This window comes from Nodosilinea sp. AN01ver1 (genome assembly GCF_050565655.1).
Lineage (GTDB): Bacteria > Cyanobacteriota > Cyanobacteriia > Phormidesmidales > Phormidesmidaceae > Nodosilinea.
This window is the reverse complement of record NZ_JBNXVS010000044.1, coordinates 20,705-41,334: the sequence shown is the minus strand read 5'-3', so window position 1 is coordinate 41,334 and position 20,630 is coordinate 20,705. Positions and strand designations below refer to the sequence as shown.

The window sequence follows — 20,630 nt, the reverse complement described above, 5'->3', positions numbered from 1 at the left end:
CGGGGGGCCAAGCCGGGTTTAATCAAATCGGGAACTCCCGCTATGATAAGTGCACATGATCTAGTGTCCCCTGTGTTGTGACTGACTCTGCGATTTCGCCTGCTGCAACAACTGGCCTGCCCCTACAGCGGTGGCAGGTGGCAACGGCCAATGCATCATTAGCTGCATCGCTGGCGCAGGCTACCGGGCTGTCGCCGCTGCTGGCTCAGGTGCTGATCAACCGAGGCATTGTCACCTCTGAGCAGGCGGCAGATTTTCTCGACCCTGAGCGGCAGCAGTTGCCGTCGCCCCTGGCCGAATTTCCTGACCTGGCGGCGAGTCTGGAGCTGCTGGTGGAGGCTATTGGCACACAGCAGGCGATCGCCATCTGTGGCGACTACGATGCCGATGGCATGACCAGCACCGCCCTGCTGCTGCGAGCTTTGCGGGCGCTGGGGGCGCAGGTTAGCTACCTCATTCCCAGCCGTATGGCCGAGGGCTACGGCATCAATACCCGCATTGTGGAGGACTGCTACGCCGAGGGCGTCAGCATCATTCTCACGGTAGATAACGGCATTGCGGCGGTGGCTCCGATCGCGCGAGCGCGAGAGTTGGGCCTGGCGGTGATTGTCACCGACCACCACGACGTTCCCCCCGAAATTCCGCCAGCCAACGCGATTTTGAACCCCAAGCTGCTGAGCGAAACCTCGCCCTACCGGGGGGTGGCGGGGGTGGGGGTGGCCTACATTCTGGCGGTGTGTCTGGCCCAGGCGCTGGGCCGCACCCAAGACTTGACCGGGCCGCTGCTGGAGCTGTTTACCCTGGGTACGATCGCTGACCTGGCCCCACTGACGGGGGTAAATCGGCGCTGGGTGCGGCGGGGGCTGGGGCTGCTGCCCCGATCGCGGTTGTTTGGCATTCAGGCGCTGATTCAGGTGGCGGGGCTGGCCGACCAGAGCAAGCCGCTGAAGCCCGAGCACATTGGCTTTCGCCTGGGGCCGCGCATCAACGCGGTGGGCCGGATCAGCGAACCGCAGATTGTGATCGACTTGCTGACCACCGACGATGTCGGGGTGGCGCTGGAGCGGGCCATGCAGTGTGAGCAGATCAACGGCACCCGCCAGGACCTGTGCCAGAGTATTGAGCAGGAGGCGATCGCCTGGTGTGAGCAGCAGCGGGCGCTGGGCACGGTGGATCTGGAGCGCGATCGCGTGCTGGTAGTTGTGCATCCCGGCTGGCACCACGGCGTGATTGGCATTGTGGCCTCGCGGCTGGTGGAGCGCTACGGCGTGCCCGTCTTCATTGGCACCTATGAAGACGACGACCACAAAATCATTCGCGGTTCGGCGCGGGGCATTCCTGAATTTGACGTGTTTGCCGCCCTGCAGAGCTGCCACGACCTGATGGAAAAGTTTGGCGGCCACCGGGCGGCGGGGGGCTTCTCGTTTTTGGCTAACCGACTGCGCCAGGTGACCACGCGGCTGTCCCACTACGCCTGCCAGACGCTCTCGGTCGATCTGCTCAAGCCCCTGGTCAAAATTGATGCTCAGGCCCAGCTCAGCGACATCGACCAGGGCCTGTTTGACCAGATCGATCACCTGCATCCCTGCGGCATTGAGAACCCCGACCCGGTATTCTGGACACCGAACCTGCGGGTGCTGGAGCAGCAGACCGTGGGCCGCAACCGCGACCACCTCAAGCTGGTGCTGGGGGAAGCGGGCGGCAATACGACGATCAAGGCGATCGCCTGGCGCTGGGGCGAATATTACCCCCTGCCCGATCGCCTCGATGTCGCCTACAAGCTGAAGCAAAACGAGTGGCAGGGCACCACTAGCGTCGAACTGGAGCTGGTGGGGGTGCAGCTGGCAGCGGGGGCTAGTCCGGTAGCCGGGGCCAGGGCAGGCTCTACGGCAGCTGCGGTGCCCGCTCGTCTGGCTGGGCCATCGCTCCCGAAGATTTCGGTTGGGGGGGCAGTGCCCGCCTATCAACCCGCACCGCTGCGAGAAGAGGCTGAGCCGGGGTATGCCTCTGGCTCGGCGGCAGACTTGCCCAGAGCGACGGCCCCTCGGGGTCGGTCTTCGACCATCGCCACCCCTACCTCAGCGCCAGTGCAGGACTTTGACGCGGCCCCAGCCTGGTCGGACGAAGAGGCCAATCTCCCCATCGCAGAATCGCCTGAACCGGCCCTGCCTGAACCGGCTCTGTCTGAGCCGACGGGCACACCCCCGTCTGCGACTGCAGCTCCTACCATCGACGTCGACTTTACCTACAGCAACCGCCGCTACACCGCTACCACCGCTACCGTCGTCGGCATCGATATTCTGACTATCAGCAACCCCGAGGGTCAGCGCCTGGTGGTCAAGCGGGGCGACCCCCAGGGCTGGCTCTATCCACCTGGCGAGTCGGCTAAGCCGGTCGATCTGAGCGAACCCCACTACGGCAACCTGGTGCGGGCCGGGGCGGCGGCAATAGAGCTGCAAAAACTGACCCGGCAGCTAGCTGAGGCCGAAGCTCTGCTGGCCGAACAGACAGCCCTGCTGGCCCAAAAAGACGCGCGACTGAACGCGCTAGAGGCTGAGAATGCGGCTCTTCTGGCGGCTCAAACCCCAGCTCCACCGCTCCCTGAAACCGGGCAAAAACCTTCGGGGCAGGCCGAAAAAGCGGCCTTTTTAGCGGCGCAAGTTGAAGCGCTGCCGGTTCAGCCCGCGATGGTGGAGAGCCCATCGGTTCAGCCCCCCGTTCAGCCAAAACCGCCTGCCCCCAAGGCCCCGCCGCCGTCCGCCGCTAGCGCGCCTGCGGTTGTCAATAAACCTCCGGCGGCGGCTCCAGCGCTAAAGCTAGACGAGGCCAGGCAGCAGGTGCGGCAGACCCTGAGCGATCGCGTCTGGTTTTGCCTCAGTGCCGAGAGCCAGAAAGATCTGGCCCTGGCCGTGGCCCACCTGTCTGCCGCCAGCGGCCCCACCGTCGATGGCGCTGCTGTGGCAGGGCTGAGTACGGTGCTCGATCGCGAGCTGCTGCAACCACTGCTGGTCGACTTTGCCCGCTACGGCGACGAAATTGGCGATCGCGATATGGCTACCCTAGCCAGCGATATGGCTGAGGCAGCGAGTTTGGCTATGCTGCCTCCCCTGCTGAGCGAAACCTGGCGATCGCTGACCGCCAAAGCCCTAACGGCCAAGACCAAGCCTCGCAAAGGTCTGCACGAAACCACTCAGGCCGACACCAGCGAAACCCCCTTTCCCATTGACGACAGCCACCGGGTGATGCTCGACGAATTTCTGCAGGGGTGGGATCACCCCATTGCCCGCTGGCTGACCGGAGGCGGGGCCGAGGCAGCGTCAGACCTGGCCCAGGTGGGGCAGCTACAGCAGGCTAACGAGTCGTTGCCCCTGTGGCAAGGGCAAATGCTGCAACAATTGGTGCTGGGCCAGCGTCAAAAAAAAGGAATTTTACAGAAAATTTTTGGTTGACCTCCCTGATCCTACGGTTGCTCGGGGTAAGGTGGTCTGAAAGCGCTGCCTAACTCAAGTATTTACCCTGCACCCAATGGTCAACCTGCCTCTTCAGCCCCGGTTTTTACTGGTTTGCGGTCTCTCGGCGGCGCTGGCTTCGTGCTCGGGCGAGGGGCAGGGCAGCAGCGGCCCAACTCGGTTTGTCAACATTCAGCCCATTCAGGTGTGTGACGACTTTGGCCTGTTCTGCGCTGATCTAGCCACCTTTGAGGAAGCGACCCGTAAAATTTGGGCTCAGGCCAACCTCGACGTCAGCTTTTTGGCCCCTAACCGGCTCAACGCCAGCCGCTTTCTCACCATCGACAGTCAGGATGAGTTTGCGGAACTGTCCTTTGCGGGCGGGGCCGGGGCCTTTGGCCGCAACCCCTTCTCAACCCGCACGGGTGGCCCCATCAGCCTGTGGTTTGTGGAGAGCATTTTCCCTTTTGAAGGGTTTGACACCCTGGGGCTGGGCTGGATTGGCCAGAACGGCGTTGTAATTGATGACGAGATTTTGACCTTCAACAACGGTGTCGGCCGCCTCGATACCGTCGCCCACGAAATTGGCCACAACCTGGGCCTCACCCATGAGGGCTTTGGAGCCGGTGGCGCAAATAACCTGATGACCGACGGCGGCTTTCGCAATTCGCCCAGCACCCTCGACGACATTACCCCCGACGGTGCCAATCTCGATCGCCTCACCAACCGCCAGATTGAGGTTGTCCGCGACAGCGGTTTTACCCGCTCTAACCCAGGGCTGGCGGCAGACAGCATCCCCGCTTCGGTCTCTGAAACGCCGCTGTTGGCCGACGCCGTACTCTCCCCTGACGCTCTGCCTCCGGTTACCCATCTGGCCCTGCAGCCCGAATCGGCCTTTGTCGATCCTCCACCTCCGCGCTCGATTCCCAACGGCCCGGCGATGAGTTTTATAACGGCGGCGCTGCTGGCGGGGTACCTGGGTTGGCAACCCAGGAGGTCGTAGTGCTGGGCGGCTTGGTTGGCGGAATGTTGTCAGGGCAGCTGGCGATCGCCCCACTTCCCCCCGATCTACCCCGACCTGAGCCCAGTCTGCTGTCGCAAGCGCTGCCTATGCTGGGCCGAGATGCCATTCCTTACCCGCCGCTGCTGCGCCACGACGCATCGCCAGCGGGCACCTATCACCTGGTTTTAACGCTAGAACAAGAGGCTGAAGGAACTCGGCGCACCACAGCGAGCCTGTTTGAGACCAGGGGCGATCGCTGCCAGCAGGTCTGGTCGCGCCCTCTGCCCCACAGCTACGGCCCCCGCCTGGGCCTGGTGAACGACAGCGGCACCGTCATCCTGCTCGACGAATGGATTAACGTCGCCAGCCCCTACGCGATCGTGGTGATGGGGGCCGATGGAGAAATCAAAGCCCAGCACAGCTTCGACGATATTGTGACCGTCACCAATCAGTCTCGGGCCGAGGTTGTCGAACAGGCCGCCTGGGGCTTCTGGCTCAGCGGCAATCCAGAACTGCGGCGCGATGGCGCTCAGGTGTCTATCCCAACCGCTGGAGGTCGCCTCACCCTCGATCTGGCCACGGGAGACCTGCAATTTTAAGGATTTGTCGCCAATTCTGGCTGTAGTGCCTATCCACTAGCGCTGCCACGCCCGACCCAAAAAGCCTGGGGCGTGTATCCGCACCGTCGGTCAGCGCCAGGGCTGCTATTTATAAAAGAAGACGACATGAGGCAGCAGCTATGGCCAAGGGCGATCAAATCTACGTCATGCGCGACCTGGCTGGGGTGCCAGGCCTCTACCAGCACCACGGCATCGACTGTGGCGACGACACCGTCATTCACTACAGCAAAGCCAGAGAAATCGCCGAAATCGCCCGCACCAGCTATGCCGCCTTCTCCTGGAGCAACCCGGTCTACCCCGTTCGCCAGTCCGTCATTTACACCCCCGAAACCGTGATCGAGCGGGCCACCAGCCGCCTGGGCGAGCGCCAGTACGACCTGCTGCAAAACAACTGCGAACACTTTGCCACCTGGTGCACCACGGGCCGCAGCGAGAGCCGACAGCTGCTCAACTTTGGCCTGCGCCCCGACCAGCTCAACCTGCCCGAACTGCGGCGACTGGCCGATCGCGACCATCACGTCACCACCCCCGAACAAGCCCGCGCCAACTTTCAAAAAGCCCTGGGCGACATCGCCACCGCCTATAACACCACCCTCGCCGACCAGCAATCGGCCCAAAAAGACGTTCGCGACTGGCACCATGTCGCCCAAAAAGCCCTCAAAAACAGCCGCGAAGACCTGGCCCGCGCCGCCCTGCACCGCAAAGTCGCCGCCAGCAAACGGGCCGAAATGCTCACCGCCCAGCTTAGCGACCTGGTGGAATTAGAGCTGAATCTTCAGCGCAATCGAGCCTTTGCCGAGAGGCAGGTGGGTGGGTGAGTGGCTGGGTAGGTGAGTGGGTGGGTAGGAGGGTGGATGAGTGGGATGGGGTACAGCGGAGGCGCAAGAGAACTCTATCTGCTATTTCCGGGATCGCTCACGGTTGAGACGGACAGACTTTGCCCAACTTAGCAATGCATAGCCCAATCCTTCCGTTGGGTCCAGGGCGGCGGAACGGCCTTGGTCGACGGGGTCTGGGGGCAATCGAAACGCCCCCAGCGGTAAGTCTGGCTTTGGCCCAGACCTCGGCTGCACCAGGGTTTGCGCTTGCAACCATCGACTTTGCGCTAGGCAAACTACCGTTTGCCCCTACGGGAGGTTTTCAACCCACAGGATCGATTTCACCGGGCGCTGCACCAATTCCCCCGATGCATTGAGACGGCCATAGTGGACGGTGCCCTGGTAAATCAGCGTTGAAGAACTGCCGCCGTCGAGATTGAGAGCTTTCACCACGCCGCGATCGCCCATCACCCCCGCCATCTCCGCCATCGTCATCCCGCTGGGCGACACCCCCGGCACCTGCGCCGCCATCACCAGCACCACGCTGCCATCGGCCTTAATACCCACCGCCGATCGCGCATTCGCCGACCGACTACCCAGGGCATCGCGGTTGACCGCCGGGTCTACAAAACCCTCCTCCACCGATGTATCCTGCGGTAGCAGCTGCGGGCCAGCCCCCACCGCATCCACCAGGGCACAGCCCGCTGGCACCGGGTCGCTATGAAATGTGATGTCGTAGCTGGGGGCACCGCCACAGTCGTAGCGGCGAAACTCCGACCGATTGAGAATGCGATCCATGTAGCTGGCCAGGTCTGGATTGCCCACCAGCCGCTCGTTCTGGCTGGGGTCAACCACCAGCGCCCCATCCTGCACAACGTGGGAGGTTGTGAGGCCATTGTTGGGGTCAAAAAAACCGGCGTTGATCGCTGCCGCTACACATCCTGTTGGTTCACAGACTTGAGCCGCGATCGCATCCACCCGCGCCAGATCATCCACCACTGCCACTCGCACCGGATAGCGCACCGGGTCGGGAATCGTCACAACATGCACCGTAGCGGCAGGCAAACTCACCGTTTCATAAACCGGCGGCATCGGTGGCGCTTCTGGGGCAACCTCAGGGCTAGAATCTGCGTCTGCCTGGGGTAAAGGGGCGCAGCCAAACAGGCCGATCGCAGTGGACAGACCAACGGCGAGAGCAGGTCGAAGCAGGGAATGCATAGCGTCAACTACAGGCTGCGCTCAGCAGTATAGCGGCTTTGGCGATCGCCATCGCGGCAAGCGATCCAGTTCGAGGCTGGGCATACTGGAACCAGTTTTGGTTGCAGCCCATGGCCGTTCCGACCGTAACAACCAGCGACACCGGGCCGAAAGTTTACCCCACGGTATCGGTAATCGTGCCCGTCTACAATGGCGAGGCCGATCTGCCCGAGCTGTTAGAGCGTCTGCTGGGGCAGCAGTACCCCGCCGATCGCGTCGAGTACCTGCTGGTGGACAACGGCAGCCGCGATCGCACCCCCGACCTGCTCAAAGCCGCCACTGCTACCGCCGCTGCTCAGGGAATCCGCCTCCGCGCCCTCACCTCCAGCACCATCCAAAGCTCCTACGCCGCCCGCAACGCTGGCATCGCCGCCGCCACCGCAGACATCCTGGCCTTTACCGATGCCGACTGCCAGCCAGAACCGGGCTGGCTCCCCGCCCTGGTGCAGCCCTTTGCCGATAATTCCGTGGGCCTGGTCGCAGGCGAAATCAAAGCCCTGCCCAGCCAAAACTGGCTAGAGCGCTACGCCGATCGCCAGGGCACCCTCTCCCAGCAGAACACGCTGAATCATTCCTTTTTGCCCTACGGCCAAACCGCAAACCTGGCGGTGCGGGCCAAAATTTTGGGTACAGTTGGCCTCTTTCGTCCCCACCTGACTACGGGCGGTGACGCCGATCTGTGCTGGCGCATTCAGCAAGAGACATCCTGGCAACTTGTTCATGCCGCCGATGCCGTGGTCTACCATCGCCACCGCGATACCCTGAAGGGCCTGCACAGCCAGTGGTACCGCTACGGCTGCTCCAACCGCTACCTGCACGACCTGCACGGCGTTGAACTGATGCGCCCCCTTACCGCTAGAGAAATCCGCTATCGCCTGCTGCGCTGGGGCTTAAAAGAATTGCCCCAGGCAAGCGTTAAGTTCCTGAGCAGACACGGCACTGCTTTGGAGCTAGCGATCACCCCGCTGGATCTGTGGTGTGCCCAGGCCCGCACTCAGGGACAGGCCCAGGCCGTGTTGCCCGCTGCCGCCCGCATGATTTCTCGATTGGGAGAACCCAGTTGATGCGAATTTTGATCATCTCTACGACGTTTCCCTACCCGCCGACCCTGGGGGGCACCCAGATTCGCACGTTTTACCTGCTCAAGCACCTGAGCCAGAGCCATGAGGTAACGCTGGTGACGCAGCGATCGCCCGAAGTCACCGACGACGAGGTTGCCACCCTCGCCACCTGCGTCACCAAGCTGGTCTGCTTTCCCCGCCCCACTGCCGCCGACCTGCGGCCCGGCCTGCCTGGCAAGGTCAGCCGCTTTGCCCACTTTCTCGCCACCGGCACGCCCCCCAGCACCACCTACCTGCACGCCCCCGCTATGCAGCAGTGGATTGACGAGTGGGTCGAGGGCGGCCACTGCGACGCCATCACCTGCGAACACAGCGTCAATGAAGTTTTCGTGCGGCCCAGCTACCGCCAGCGGGTGCCGAAGGTGGTGGTCGACATTCACAGCTCGCTCTACGGCACCCTGGTGAACCAGCTCCAGACCGGGACCGCCGAAAAGCCGCTGCGCGATCGCCTCAACCTGCCCTTGCTGCGCCGCTACGAACGCTGCTACGCCCAAAAATTCACCGACCTGGTGATCACCACCGAAGAAGACCGTCAGTTCTTTGCCGCGATCGCAGGCCAAACTCCCCTTCACGTGGTGCCCAACGGCGTCGATCTGGTGCAGTTCCCCTACCGCCCTGCCGACCCCGGCGGCCACAGCCTGGTCTTTGTCGGCGCAATGGACTATATCGCCAACGTAGACACCGCCAAATTTCTGGCCCAGGCCATTCTGCCGCCCCTGCGCCAGCGCTACCCCGATGTAACTCTTTATCTGGTGGGCAACAAACCCACGGCAGAGGTGCAGGCGCTGGGGAATTTGCCGGGCGTGGTTGTCACCGGGCGGGTAGATTCAGTAGCTGAGTACCTGCACCGAGCGACGGTGTGCGTAGTGCCCATGCGGATTGGCTTTGGCATTAAGAACAAAACCCTGGAGGCAATGGCGGCGGGGGTGCCGGTAGTGGCCAGCGATCGCGGCCTCGAAGGTCTGGCCGTAGACCAGCCCCAGCGGGCGCTGCGGGCCAACAGCGTGGAGGAGTACGTGGGGGCGATCGGCCAGCTATTCGACCAACCAGAACTGCGCGCCACCCTCTCGGCGCGCGGTCGTGAGCTAATCGAAACCACCTTCACCTGGGAGAAAGCGGGGGAAGCCTACGAGGCAGTTTTGTACGGTAAATACACCCTGTGAACAGAAAAAATAGGTTGAGTATAATTTTGAACAGGGCTGGCTTAGGAAGAGGCTATCAAGCTTATTGTAGTACTGATAAATCTTGCCTTTCAGTACGTGTTTTTTCTATGTCGATCCCATTATCTGTAACCAAGAAAACTTTTTAGGAGAACAAAATCTGTGGAGATGAATAATGGATTGATTGCTGGGATTACAACGGTTGCGGGATCTTCCTTAGGTTCAATAACAGTTGCCACTATACCTACAGCCGTAACTGCAACCGTACCTGCCGCAGGCATTGCAGGGTGGTTAGGCTTTACAACAACAGCCACCACTATCGTAGCTGCTCCTGTGATGGTTCCAGTAGGTGGAGTTGTTGCGATAGGTGCATTATTGACCTATGGAGGCTTACAAGCTTACAAGCATATGAATAGGGAACAAAAGTAATTTTATTAGCTAAGTCAAATAAAAATAAGGAGAGTTGATGTTTATGAAAGGTAAAGATGTCGTTGCAATGGGTACTGCTGGTGCAGCAGGCGCAGCTACAGGAGTTGTGACAGCTTCTACAGTTTACGGAGGGGCTATTGCTGCTGCAAATGCTGCAGGTATATATGGTGCAGCAGCTACGAGCTCTGCATTAGCAGGGCTAGGAGGAGGCGCATTAACAGTTGGCGGTGCTGGTATGGCTGGTGGAGTAGCAGTTGTAGCGGCATCGGCTGCCTTACCCGCTGTTGTTGTTGGTGCAGTCGGATTTGGTATTTATAAATTGTTGAAACCCTAACAAAGCAGGTTGAATTCATATTGAGAGAAGTGGTCAGAATAAACCTGGCCGCCTCTCTTTTTTTAGTTTCAAAAGCGATTACATTGTTTCTCTGCGGGGCAATATACAAAATAGCTATGTGGCAAGAGTCTTAAGAATCTTGACATGCCTTATGCAAGAAAAAAAGGCAATAGAAACTAGCGATCAGAGCCCAGTGTGATAGCCTGGTGACATACAACACACGTAATTTCGCTGGCGTCGAGCAGTTTGGAATCAGTGTCGTTACCCCAGCACAATTTCTAAGGTCTATCGGAGCGTTGTGATGAGTCAATTAAACATCCAGCTACCTGACTCACTTTATAAAAGCTTGCAAACGCTGGCAGAGCAGGGTGGAATTTCGATGGATCAATTCATCACCTTAGCGATCGCTGAAAAGATTTCGGCGTTGACTACGGAAGGCTATTTGCAGGAGCGGGCCAATCGGGGCGATCGCACGAAATACGAGGCCGTTTTAGCCAAAGTTGCTGATGTTGAACCCCAGCCCTCGGACCAACTGCCGTTTGCCCAATCGTAATTAGTAGATAGGGCTGAAGCTCTGCTGGCGATAGGCAGCGCGTGAAGGCTATCAGTAGGATGGTAGAAGGTAGCTTTGCTCTGCCTCTACTCCCTGTCCCTCTCGTTCGATTATGGTGTCCCAAAAACTAGACCAGCTCAAAGCCCTGTTTGCCGGGATGGATCGGGCGCTGATCGCCTATTCGGGCGGCATCGACAGTACCCTGGTGGCCAAGGTGGCCTACGACGTGCTGGGCGATCGCGCCCTCGCCGTCACCGCCAACTCTCCCTCGCTACTGCCCGCCGATCTCGAAGAAGCGCGGGTGCAGGCGGCGGCGATCGGCATTGCCCACGAGATTGTCGCCACCCACGAGCTAGAGAACCCCAACTACGCCGCCAACCCGGTCAACCGCTGCTACTTCTGCAAGAGCGAGCTGCACGACACCCTCAAGCCCCTGGCCCTGGGGCGCGGCTACCCCTACGTGGTCGATGGCGTCAACGCCGACGACCTGGGCGACTACCGCCCCGGCATTCAGGCGGCCCAGGAGCGGGGGGCCAGGTCGCCCCTGGCCGAAGTCGGCATTACGAAATTTGAGGTGCGCGAGATTTCGCGGCTGCTGGGCCTGCCCTGGTGGGATAAACCGGCCCAGCCCTGCCTCAGCTCGCGCTTTCCCTACGGCGAAGAAATTACTCTAGAGAAACTGCGGCGGGTGGGGCAGGCCGAGCTGTATCTGCGGCATTTGGGGCTGCGGCAGCTCAGGGTGCGATCGCAGGCCGACACCGCCCGGATCGAAATTCCGGCAGAAAATATTAAGGATTTTGTCGCCGCTACCGACCTTGAAGCTCTGGTAAAGGCGCTGCAAGGCTACGGTTTCACCTACGTCAGCCTCGATCTAGAGGGCTTTCGCAGCGGTAAGCTAAACCAGGAGCTACCCGCTACCCTGTTAGCCCATTAGAACGCCCCAGTTATGACTTATTTGCTTGCCGGTGACATTGGCGGCACCAAAACCATTCTGCGCCTGGTCGAAGTCAGCACCCCCCAGCCCTCAGGCCAGCCCCTGCTTAAACCTGAGTTTGAGCGCACCTACTCCAGCCAGGCCTACCCCGACCTGGTGCCGATGGTGAAAGAATTTTTGCACCAGGCCGCCATCGATGCGGGCCACGGCTACGACCCGGAGCGGGCCTGTTTTGCGATCGCAGGCCCCGTGGTCAACAACACCTCCAGCCTCACCAACCTGGCCTGGTCGCTGGAGGGCGATCGCCTGCGGGCCGAGCTAGACCTGCACCGGGTCGAGCTGATCAACGACTTCGAGGCCGTGGGCTACGGCGTGTTTGGCCTCGCCCCCGAGGATATTCACACCCTGCAAGAAGGCGAACCCGACGGCAACGCCCCCGTGGCGATCATCGGCGCGGGCACCGGACTGGGGCAGGGGTTTGCCCTGGCGACCGGCGGGCGGCCCCTGGTGTTTCCCTCCGAGGGCGGGCACGTCGATTTTGCCCCCCGCTCCGAGCTGGAGTTTCAGCTCATGCGCTACCTGATCGACAAGCACCAGATCTCGCGGGTGTCGGTGGAGCGCGTGGTGTCGGGCCAGGGCATTGTGGCGATCTACCAGTTCTTGCGCGATCGCGAGTTTGCCACCGAAACCCCCGAGGTGGCTGAAGCCATTACCGCCTGGGAGCGCCAGACCGGCCTCTCGACTAAAACCATTGACCCGGCGGCGGTGATTTCCCTGGCTGCCGCCGAGGGCCGCGATCGCCTCTGCCAAAAAACTATGGAGATTTTTGTCTCCGCCTACGGGGCTGAGGCGGGCAATCTGGCCCTCAAGCTGCTGCCCTACGGCGGCCTGTATGTAGCCGGGGGCATCGCCGCCAAAAATTTGGCCCTGATGATTGCGGGCACCTTCTTTGACGCCTTTAGCCATAAGGGCCGGGTCAGCCCCCTGCTCGACCGGGTGCCCGTACACATCGTGCTCAACCCCCAGGTGGGGCTGATTGGGGCGGCGCTGCGAGCGGCGGCACCCTAGGCGATAAAATCAAGCATGCAGTGCACCCGTTTGTGAGGTATGGCAGGTCATAGCAAGTGGGCCAATATCAAGCGCCAGAAAGCCCGTGTTGATGCGGTTAAGGGCAAGGTCTTTGCCAAAATGTCGCGGGAGATCATTGTGGCGGCCCGCCAGGGCGGCGATCCGGCGGGCAACTTTCAGCTGCGCACCGCCATCGATAAGGCCAAGGCCGCCGGGGTACCCAACGACAACATCGACCGCGCGATCGCCAAAGGGTCTGGTAATCTCAGTGCCGACAACAGCTACGAAGCCATCCGCTACGAGGGCTACGGCCCCGGCGGCATCGCCGTGCTGATCGAGGCGCTGACCGACAACCGCAACCGCACCGCCGCCGACCTGCGCGCCGCCTTCAGCAAAAGCAGCGGCAACCTGGGCGAAACCGGCTGCGTGGGCTGGATGTTTGAGCAAAAAGGCGTGGTCACCATCATTCACCCCGGCGATGAAGAGGTGTTGCTAGAAGCCGCCATGGAAGCCGGGGCCGACACTTATGAACTCACTACGGTGCTGGGCCGCCGTGACGAAGAAATTCCCGCTGCCGACCTCTTCTGTGCCCCTGCCGATCTGGAATCCCTAGACACCGCCCTTAAGGCTCAGGGGTTGACCATCCACCAGACCGAGCTGCGCTGGCTGCCCAGCACCACCGTCATGGTCGATGACCCCGACCAGGCCCGCCTGCTGATCAAGCTGATGGACGCCCTGGAAGATCTCGACGATGTGCAGTCGGTGACCGCCAACTTTGATCTGGCGGAGGAGCTGATGGATGCGATCGCGGCCTAGGAAGCGGATAAAGAAAGCGATCGTCCAACGCTTGAGACAATATGTCTAGAAGTCAAAGATCAAGGTGGGCAATGCCCACCCTACCCAGCTGAATGCCACCGAGAGACCTATTTGCAGAACAGACGTTTAAACCCATGATCCGTCACTTCTTTCCGTTGGGTCCAGGGCGGTGAACCCTGGTCGTGGGGGTCTGGGGGCAGCGAAATGCACCCAGCGGTAGATCTAGCTATTCTCCCCAATTGTGCGCTACGAACACCCCGCCAAAACCATACACGTCGTCCCCAAATCTCTATCAAGACAGACACCCCGCTGGGCGAACAACGGTTCGCCCCTACAGCAGGAGAGGTTGCCGCCAAAAACCTTTAAGCGTAGAAAAAATAACAACTCAGGGGATCGCACCCCAACTCAATCCCCGCCGTACCCTGCGGAAACCTCAAAAACCCTATAGATTATAGAAATAGGGAACCATAAGGAAAAGGCGAGGACACCCACATGCGGGTATTGTTATTGACTGGCAAAGGCGGCGTCGGCAAAACCTCCGTCGCAGCCGCCACGGGCCTGCGCTGTGCCGAACTGGGGTACAAAACCCTGGTGCTCAGCACCGACCCGGCCCACTCCCTGGCTGACAGCTTTGACATGGAGCTGGGCCACGACCCTCGCCTGGTGCAGCCCAACCTGTGGGGCGCAGAACTCGACGCCCTGATGGAGCTAGAGGGCAACTGGGGCGCGGTAAAACGCTACATCACCGACGTGCTCCAGGCCCGCGGTCTGGAGGGCATTGAGGCCGAAGAGCTGGCTATTCTGCCCGGCATGGACGAGATTTTTAGCCTGGTGCGCATGAAGCGCCACCACGACGAAGGCGAGTACGATGTGCTGATCATCGACTCGGCCCCCACCGGCACCGCCCTGCGCCTGCTCAGCCTGCCGGAGGTGGCGGGCTGGTACATGCGCAAGCTCTACAAACCCTTCCAAGCCGTTTCTGAAGCGCTGCGGCCCCTGGTGCAGCCCTTCTTTCGCCCAGTAGCCGGGTTTAACCTGCCCACCAAAGAGGTGATGGACGCCCCCTACGAATTTTATGAGCAGCTAATCGAGCTAGAGAAGGTGCTCACCGATGCGGGCACCACCTCGGTACGCCTGGTCACCAACCCTGAGAAAATGGTGATCAAAGAGTCGCTGCGCGCCCACGCCTACCTCAGCCTCTACAACGTCGGTACCGACCTGGTGATTGCCAACCGCATCATCCCCGACACGGTGCAGGATCCGTTCTTTCAGACTATGAAAGACAAGCAGCAGCAGTACAAGCACGAAATTCACGAGAACTTTCGCCCCCTGCCGGTGAAAGAGGTGCCGCTGTTCTCTGAGGAGCTGTGCGGGCTGGAGTCGCTGCAGCGGCTCAAAGAAACCCTCTACGCCGACGAAGACCCTACCCAGGTCTACTACAAAGAGACTACGCTGCGAGTGGTGCAGGAGGAGGGCAACTACAGCCTGGAGCTTTACCTGCCCGGCATTCCTAAAGACCAGATTGAGCTGAGCAAGTCGGCGGATGAACTCAACGTGCGAATCGGCAACCATCGCCGCAACCTGGTGCTGCCCCAGGCGCTGGCGGCCCTTCAGCCCGCCGGAGCCAAAATGGAGGACGACTACCTGAAAATTCGCTTTGCCAGCGTTTAGCGGTTGGGAGCGGCGTTTCTCGCTATCTCATACCTACGCCCTATAGCTTTCTTAGCCCATTCAGGTATGGTGGTAGGGATTCTTGTTGCCAGCTTGGCCCTACCCCTTTAGGCGTGTATCTGGAGCTAGGTTAGGTTGAGATTTGCCGACTGGCACTTGGAACGTTGAATGCAAACGATAGCACCCCCATGAGCCAAACACCCCACGGACGCAATGAGTTTGACCACGAGCGTGAGCTGATTCAAAACCAGGAGGTCTACCGCCTGAGGCAGGAGCAGGACCGACTGCGTGCGGCCCAGCGGCAGGCTCGGCTAGCCTGGGTGCGCAATACCATTACGCTGCTGGTAGGTGCGCTTGAGGTGCTGCTGGCCATTCGGTTTTTTCTGCGGCTGTCGAGCGCTAACCCCGACAACCCTTTTGCCCAGGTGATTTACAATCTGTCGGCCCCGTTTATGACGCCGTTTTCTACCCTCTTTATCAGCCCCACCGATGCCGACGCCACGCGGATTTTTGATCTCAACAATCTGATCGCGATGGTTGTCTATGCGCTGCTGGGGGGGCTGGGGGTTGCTCTGGTGAACTACCTGCAAGGGCCGGGTGCTCAGGGGCGCTAGGTCCCTAGCTTGCCGCCGACGAAGGGGGTGCTCCAGGTCGCCCAGTTTTCTTTGTTGAAGGGCGATCGCCAGCGCTGAATCAGCTCCAATTCCAGGCTCTGGCGAGCCTTGCGATCGCGCTCGGCGTGGGGCCAAAAGCCAATATTCACCGCCACCGTCAGCCCGTGGCCTCGGTGGGCCTCAACGTAGCTGAGAATGTAGCGTTTGCAGTCGTGGACGCCCTTCCAGCGCTGGTTAGACTTGACGGTTTCGCCCACGTAGAGCAGCAGATCGGCCTCGTGGTCCACCACAAAGTAGAGGGCGGGCACCCCCGACTCCTGAAATTGCCCCCGCCAAAACTCCGCATTCTGGGGCGGCAGGGTAAAGGGGTCGAGGGCTGCCGCTGACGAAGCGTCGGTGAGATCGAACAGGCTGCCCTGGGCGATCGCAGGGCCAGAGCGCACCGTCGCCTGAAACTGCGCCACCCGCTGCTTCCAGCCCTGGAGTTCGGCAGCGGGCATCGCTGACCCGGCGGGGCGGTTGTAGGCCCAGGATAGATCTGCCGCCCGCCGGTCGGTCTCGGAGAGCAGCGAGGGCTGGTAGTCTGACGCCATAACACCTATCCGTAGCGGCTGTGGCCTCCCATGATAGGGCAAAACCCCAAATCTAGCGTGCCAAAGGGCTCTTGCTACAGCCGCGATTGACTAAAAGTCAAGCTGCGCTAACGCAGCGAATCTGGCCCAATATCCTCTATGGTGTAGCCCTCGGGGTAGCTGCGGATGGGTTGCTCGACAAAAAAGTCGGGTGTGGTGCGGGGCGGCAGGCGGCGCAGCAGGCGACTGCGGGCCTTGAGCGCCGTAGCGGCAACCAGCTGCACGGCTCTCGGCGCGGGCTGCCAGCCCAGGGCATTGAGCAGGGGCGGGTCGAGCAGGCAGGGCAGGCCCCAGTTCACCACGGAGCGAGTGGCGGCGGGAAACCAGCTAATCAGCATGTGCCGGGTGGCGTCGGCTACCCGCTGATTGCTGGCGGCGTAGGTAAAGTGCTCGGCCTCAAACTCGCGGTTGAACTGCTCAAAGGCCGTGTAGGTGGGTGGAATGTCGGCAAGACCCATGCGATCGCCGATCGCCCGCCAAAAGTAGTAGCAGGCCAGCCGCTCCTGCTCGCAAAAGGGCCGCCAGCCAAAGCGATCGCACCAGCGAATCGGCTCGTAGACAAAGGTTGAGAGCACGTACAGATAGTCGGCGTTGCCGATTGGGTAGTGGCGGTGAATGGCATTCATCCGCTGAATAAATGCCTCGCCACGGGGGCTGTCGTAGCCGTGCTTAAACACCTCCGACACCACAATGCCGGTGTCGTCGTAGCGCTTTTGGGCGTGGTGGCGAAACTCCCCGGTTTTGTCTAGCAGGGCCGACACGCTGGGGATGCAGAAGGTGCGCAGCAGGGCTAGCTCCAGGGCGCGGGTGACATCCCACGGAAACTCGTACCCCGCCAGCAGATGGCAGATCTTCTGGTGAGAACGCTCGGGGTCGAGGCGCTGAACGTGGCGCAGGGTGGCGTAGCGATCCATGGGAAATGAATAGATGATGGTCCCTGAGCGGAGCCGAAGGGGGTGGGCGGGTGGATGGGTAGATGGGTGGGCGGGTGACGGTCCCTGAGCGGAGTCGAAGGGGGGGCTAGTACTCAATGCCGGGCTGAGCTTTGACGCCCTGCTCGCGGAAGGGGTGTTTGATTAGGGTCATCTCGGTGACCAGATCGGCCTGGTCGATTAGCGCCTGGGGTGCGCCCCGCCCGGTCAAAATTACGTGGGTCATCTCGGGTTTTTCGGCCAGCCCGGCCAGCACCTGTTCTACCGAGAGAAAGCCATGCTTGAGGGCAATATTGACCTCGTCGAGCAGAATGGTTTTGACCTCGGGGTTGCGAATGTAGCTGAGGGCGGTATCCCAGGCGGCCTGGGCGGTGCGGGTGTCGCGATCGCGGTCTTGCGTATCCCAGGTAAAGCCTTCGCCCATAGCGTGAAAGCTGAGCTGCTCGCCAAACCGCTCCATCACCGCTTTCTCCGCCGGTTCCCAGGCTCCTTTAATGAACTGCACAATGGCGACGCGGTAGCCGTGCCCCAGGGAACGCAGCACCATGCCCAGGGCGGCGGTGGTTTTGCCCTTGCCGTTGCCGGTGTGAACAATCACCAGTCCCTTCTCGACGGTGCGATCGGCGATGCGCTGCTGCTGCACCTCCTGCCGCCGCTGCATCTTGCGGCGATACTGATCTTCGGATAAACCTGCTGCCTCAGCCTCCTGGGTCAGGGCGGCGGCAGCGGCGTCGAGCGGGTTAGCGGTATCGGTGGGTTGAGTCATGGGGTCTATATATAGAATGCGGCGCACAGAGCCTGGCCCTGTTTAGCCAGATTAAGCTGCCGCGACACATTGACGCGATCGTCACTGGTTTGGGGGCGAGTCCTCATCATAACGCCGCTGGCAGGTGCTAGAATAGTGCAGCCTAAGGGCATGTAGCTCAGTGGATAGAGCACTAGATTCCGGTTCTAGGTGTCGCAGGTTCGAATCCTGCCATGCTCGTTTTGTTGATTGTGAGGGTTGCGATCGCTCCACTCAGTGGAGCGCCAGGTTTCAGTACTTAGCACCGTAGGGTGGGCACCGCCCACCATTCCTCTTGAGCTATGCCACCCCACAGCGCTGCTAAAACTACCCCCAAACCAGCGGTCTACTCGGGCGCTGGCGCGTAGCGGCGAGTGTGGATGGCGAGATATTCGCCCTCGCGGCCTGTGGGCATGAGTCTTGACCAGCGATCGGGGTCGGCGTAGCCGATCGCCCCTAGCTGGTGAATGGTGTCGCGCACGGCCCCGTAGTCGCCAATGGCAATCAGGCGCACCAGCTCTTGGTTGCGCACGGGCAGCTGAAATTCATAAGCCAAACCAATATATAAACGTGAAGGCGTTAAGGTCGAGACAGTGATTTTCTTTTAATGGCAGCAGCACTGGTGCCTGCGATCGCCCCCCAAACCACAGTCGCCACCAGACTTAGGGCAATCGCCTGCTTGTCGGTTGAGTAGTCGGTGACGCCACCGCCGCTCAGGCTAATCATGCCGTTGAGCGGCACCACAAACAGCGCCAGGTAGAGCAGGCCAACCGTGCCGCTGCCCAGGGCTGCGCCCCTGCCCAATCGTCGCGTTGTGCCACCTAGAGCACCGCCGAGCGCCCCTATCCCGGCAGCTAGCCCCAAAAATCGCCAGGCTGGATCAGACATCAACAGATCAAGAAAACTAACGCCCGCGTGATTGCGAAAAAAAGGCCCGCCCCAGTTGAACACGTAGTAATAAAAGAGCGCGGTGATGAAGTATTGGCCTACGCCACCCATCAATGCCCCGACTACGCTGCCCAGCCAGGGGTATTTGCTGCTTGCTGAACCCTGCTTGCTCATAATGTCTGGGGCATCGATGTTTAAAGCGGGCGCGATCGCTCTGATTTGCGGCTGTCCCATGACAGGTTGAGGGCTTTGCGAAAGTCATCCATCGCGGCATTGGCTCCGTGACCCAGGCGAATGCTGGTGTGGCCCCGGCCAATGTAGGCCTCGGCCAGGTCGGGGCTCAGCTCGACGGCGCGGTTGAAGTCTTCGAGGGCGATCGCCCACTCGTCTAAAAAGTAGAGAGCGTAGCCGCGATCGCAGTGGGCCAGCGCATCGCCGGGGTTGAGCACCAGGGCGCGGTCAAAGTCGCCAATGGCGGCCTGGTAGTCTTCCTGGCGGCTAAACACGCGGCCCCGGTTGGCCCAGATGCGGCCGCTGTGGGGGTTGAATCGCAGGGCCAGAGTATAGTCAGCGATCGCGCCCTCCGTATCGCCCACCTGAGCCCGCAGCAGCCCCCGGCTGTCGTACAAGTCGGCTAGCCGAAAGCGCAGGTTAAGGGGCGTGTCTTCGCTCAGGGTGGCATCGGGGCTATCCAGGGCCAGACCCACCAGCGTCTGGTTGTAGGAGCGGTCTTGCAGGTCGGGGTTGAGCTCCAGCACCGTGGTGTAGTCGGCGATCGCCCCCTGAAAATCGCCCAGCTCGTGGCGCAGCATACCCCGATTAATATAGGCCTCTACATAGTCGGCCTGACAGTCTAGGGCGCGGTTGATGTCGAGGGTGGCCTGGTAGGTGTTGCGCAGCTGAAAGTAGGCCACCGCCCGGTAGTTGTAGGCCTCGGCGCAGTGGGGCTGGTTTTGCAGCAGCCGGGTAAAGTCGGCGATCGCGCACTGGTAGGCCTCGCGCCGGGGTTCGGCCAGCGCCGCCAGCGCCCCCTGCTTGAGGTAGGCCAGCCCTCGCCACAGCAAAATTTTGGCAAACTTGGGCTGCTCAGCCAGCACAATTGTAAAGTCGGCGATCGCCCCGCCGTAGTCTTCTAGATCCAGCTTGATGCGACCGCGATTGCCGTAGCCTTTGACCGACGTGGGCTGTAGCGCGATGGCCCGGTCCAGATCGCCCAGGGCTTCGCTCAGCTGCCCCACCAGGCGGTAAACACTGCCCCGATTGATGTAGGCATTGGCAAAGCTGGGCTCCAGCCGCAGGGCGGCAGAAAAGTCGTCGATGGCGGCGGCGTGGTAGCCCCGGTCGCGGTGGGCGCAGCCCCGGTTGTAGAAGGCTTTGGCGCAGGTGGCATCGAGCGCTATGGCTTGAGAAAAATGGGCGATCGCCGCCTCAAAGTAGCCCAGCCGGGCCTGCTCAATGCCCGCTTTGAGAAGATCGCCGAGTTGACGGTTTTGGGTTGTCATAGGCCTGCTGGGGAACTAGACACGCTGTTGCGCCCTCTGGCGTCA

General features: G+C 61.1%; 21 protein-coding genes and 1 tRNA gene. 15 read left to right on the top strand and 7 right to left on the bottom strand.

Annotation, left to right across the window (positions count from 1 at the left end):
- Positions 1-77 precede the first annotated feature (77 nt).
- The 4 genes from recJ to ACQ4N7_RS24460 all read left to right on the top strand — a co-directional run bounded on the left by recJ (position 78) and on the right by ACQ4N7_RS24460 (position 5,890).
- Entirely contained in the window at positions 78-3,449 is a 3,372-nt protein-coding gene (gene recJ, locus ACQ4N7_RS24475; RefSeq protein ID WP_430714066.1) for a single-stranded-DNA-specific exonuclease RecJ, read from the top strand.
- A 76-nt stretch (positions 3,450-3,525) separates the two neighbouring features.
- Positions 3,526-4,452 carry a zinc-dependent metalloprotease family protein gene (locus ACQ4N7_RS24470; protein WP_430714065.1) on the top strand — a complete coding sequence of 309 codons (927 nt, stop codon included), beginning with the start codon at positions 3,526-3,528 and terminating at the stop codon, positions 4,450-4,452.
- 23 nt (positions 4,453-4,475) lie between these two features.
- A complete protein-coding gene (locus ACQ4N7_RS24465) occupies positions 4,476-5,051 on the top strand; it encodes a hypothetical protein (protein WP_430714064.1) in 576 nt (191 codons plus the stop codon).
- Between the two features lie 140 nt (positions 5,052-5,191).
- A complete protein-coding gene (locus ACQ4N7_RS24460; protein WP_430714063.1) occupies positions 5,192-5,890 on the top strand; it encodes a lecithin retinol acyltransferase family protein in 699 nt (232 codons plus the stop codon).
- Positions 5,891-6,199: 309 nt separating this feature from the next.
- Here the strand turns inward: ACQ4N7_RS24460 and ACQ4N7_RS24455 are convergent, their stop codons facing one another.
- Positions 6,200-7,108, bottom strand: a complete 909-nt coding sequence (locus tag ACQ4N7_RS24455) for a phosphodiester glycosidase family protein (RefSeq protein WP_430714062.1) — start codon at positions 7,106-7,108, stop codon at positions 6,200-6,202.
- A gap of 110 nt (positions 7,109-7,218) precedes the next feature.
- Here ACQ4N7_RS24455 and ACQ4N7_RS24450 point away from each other — a divergent pair, with 110 nt between their 5' ends.
- The 10 genes from ACQ4N7_RS24450 to ACQ4N7_RS24405 all read left to right on the top strand — a co-directional run bounded on the left by ACQ4N7_RS24450 (position 7,219) and on the right by ACQ4N7_RS24405 (position 15,847).
- Complete coding sequence (locus ACQ4N7_RS24450) at positions 7,219-8,211, top strand: glycosyltransferase (RefSeq protein WP_430714061.1); 993 nt, start codon at positions 7,219-7,221, stop codon at positions 8,209-8,211.
- Entirely contained in the window at positions 8,211-9,431 is a 1,221-nt protein-coding gene (locus tag ACQ4N7_RS24445; protein ID WP_430714060.1) for a glycosyltransferase family 4 protein, read from the top strand. The genes ACQ4N7_RS24450 and ACQ4N7_RS24445 overlap by 1 nt, the downstream gene beginning before the upstream one ends.
- 159 nt (positions 9,432-9,590) lie before the next feature.
- Positions 9,591-9,857, top strand: coding sequence for a hypothetical protein (locus ACQ4N7_RS24440; protein ID WP_430714059.1), 267 nt, complete (start codon positions 9,591-9,593; stop codon positions 9,855-9,857).
- Between the two features lie 37 nt (positions 9,858-9,894).
- Positions 9,895-10,191: a hypothetical protein gene (locus ACQ4N7_RS24435; RefSeq protein WP_430714058.1), complete on the top strand. Its 297-nt coding sequence runs from the start codon at positions 9,895-9,897 to the stop codon at positions 10,189-10,191.
- A gap of 301 nt (positions 10,192-10,492) precedes the next feature.
- Positions 10,493-10,744 carry a toxin-antitoxin system HicB family antitoxin gene (locus tag ACQ4N7_RS24430; RefSeq protein ID WP_430714057.1) on the top strand — a complete coding sequence of 84 codons (252 nt, stop codon included), beginning with the start codon at positions 10,493-10,495 and terminating at the stop codon, positions 10,742-10,744.
- A 112-nt stretch (positions 10,745-10,856) separates the two neighbouring features.
- Positions 10,857-11,678 (top strand): ATP-dependent sacrificial sulfur transferase LarE, encoded by an 822-nt coding sequence (gene larE, locus ACQ4N7_RS24425; RefSeq protein WP_430714056.1) that lies wholly within the window; start codon positions 10,857-10,859, stop codon positions 11,676-11,678.
- Positions 11,679-11,690: 12 nt separating this feature from the next.
- On the top strand, positions 11,691-12,746 hold the full coding sequence (locus ACQ4N7_RS24420; protein ID WP_430714055.1) for a glucokinase: 1,056 nt from the start codon (positions 11,691-11,693) through the stop codon (positions 12,744-12,746).
- Between the two features lie 39 nt (positions 12,747-12,785).
- Positions 12,786-13,562 (top strand): YebC/PmpR family DNA-binding transcriptional regulator, encoded by a 777-nt coding sequence (locus ACQ4N7_RS24415; protein ID WP_430714054.1) that lies wholly within the window; start codon positions 12,786-12,788, stop codon positions 13,560-13,562.
- Between the two features lie 492 nt (positions 13,563-14,054).
- Positions 14,055-15,233 (top strand): TRC40/GET3/ArsA family transport-energizing ATPase, encoded by a 1,179-nt coding sequence (locus tag ACQ4N7_RS24410; protein WP_430714053.1) that lies wholly within the window; start codon positions 14,055-14,057, stop codon positions 15,231-15,233.
- 188 nt (positions 15,234-15,421) lie between these two features.
- Positions 15,422-15,847 (top strand): YggT family protein, encoded by a 426-nt coding sequence (locus ACQ4N7_RS24405; protein WP_430714052.1) that lies wholly within the window; start codon positions 15,422-15,424, stop codon positions 15,845-15,847.
- Here the strand turns inward: ACQ4N7_RS24405 and ACQ4N7_RS24400 are convergent.
- The 3 genes from ACQ4N7_RS24400 to cobO all read right to left on the bottom strand — a co-directional run bounded on the left by ACQ4N7_RS24400 (position 15,844) and on the right by cobO (position 18,177).
- Positions 15,844-16,440 (bottom strand): GIY-YIG nuclease family protein, encoded by a 597-nt coding sequence (locus ACQ4N7_RS24400; protein WP_430714051.1) that lies wholly within the window; start codon positions 16,438-16,440, stop codon positions 15,844-15,846. The two genes, ACQ4N7_RS24405 and ACQ4N7_RS24400, sit on opposite strands and share 4 nt — an antisense overlap.
- 107 nt (positions 16,441-16,547) lie before the next feature.
- Positions 16,548-17,393, bottom strand: coding sequence for an oxygenase MpaB family protein (locus ACQ4N7_RS24395; RefSeq protein WP_430714050.1), 846 nt, complete (start codon positions 17,391-17,393; stop codon positions 16,548-16,550).
- A 106-nt stretch (positions 17,394-17,499) separates the two neighbouring features.
- Positions 17,500-18,177 (bottom strand): cob(I)yrinic acid a,c-diamide adenosyltransferase, encoded by a 678-nt coding sequence (gene cobO / locus ACQ4N7_RS24390; RefSeq protein ID WP_430714049.1) that lies wholly within the window; start codon positions 18,175-18,177, stop codon positions 17,500-17,502.
- A gap of 146 nt (positions 18,178-18,323) precedes the next feature.
- Between cobO and ACQ4N7_RS24385 the strand changes: the two genes are divergently transcribed.
- A tRNA-Arg gene (locus tag ACQ4N7_RS24385) sits at positions 18,324-18,396 on the top strand.
- 145 nt (positions 18,397-18,541) lie between these two features.
- On the opposite strand, the gene ACQ4N7_RS24380 is transcribed toward ACQ4N7_RS24385, so the two are convergent.
- The 3 genes from ACQ4N7_RS24380 to ACQ4N7_RS24370 are packed head-to-tail and all read right to left on the bottom strand — an operon-like array spanning position 18,542 to position 20,585.
- Positions 18,542-18,751 (bottom strand): hypothetical protein, encoded by a 210-nt coding sequence (locus tag ACQ4N7_RS24380; protein WP_430714048.1) that lies wholly within the window; start codon positions 18,749-18,751, stop codon positions 18,542-18,544.
- A 23-nt stretch (positions 18,752-18,774) separates the two neighbouring features.
- Positions 18,775-19,317: a hypothetical protein gene (locus ACQ4N7_RS24375; protein ID WP_430714047.1), complete on the bottom strand. Its 543-nt coding sequence runs from the start codon at positions 19,315-19,317 to the stop codon at positions 18,775-18,777.
- A complete protein-coding gene (locus ACQ4N7_RS24370; protein ID WP_430714046.1) occupies positions 19,278-20,585 on the bottom strand; it encodes a tetratricopeptide repeat protein in 1,308 nt (435 codons plus the stop codon). The genes ACQ4N7_RS24375 and ACQ4N7_RS24370 overlap by 40 nt, the downstream gene beginning before the upstream one ends.
- Positions 20,586-20,630 lie beyond the last annotated feature (45 nt).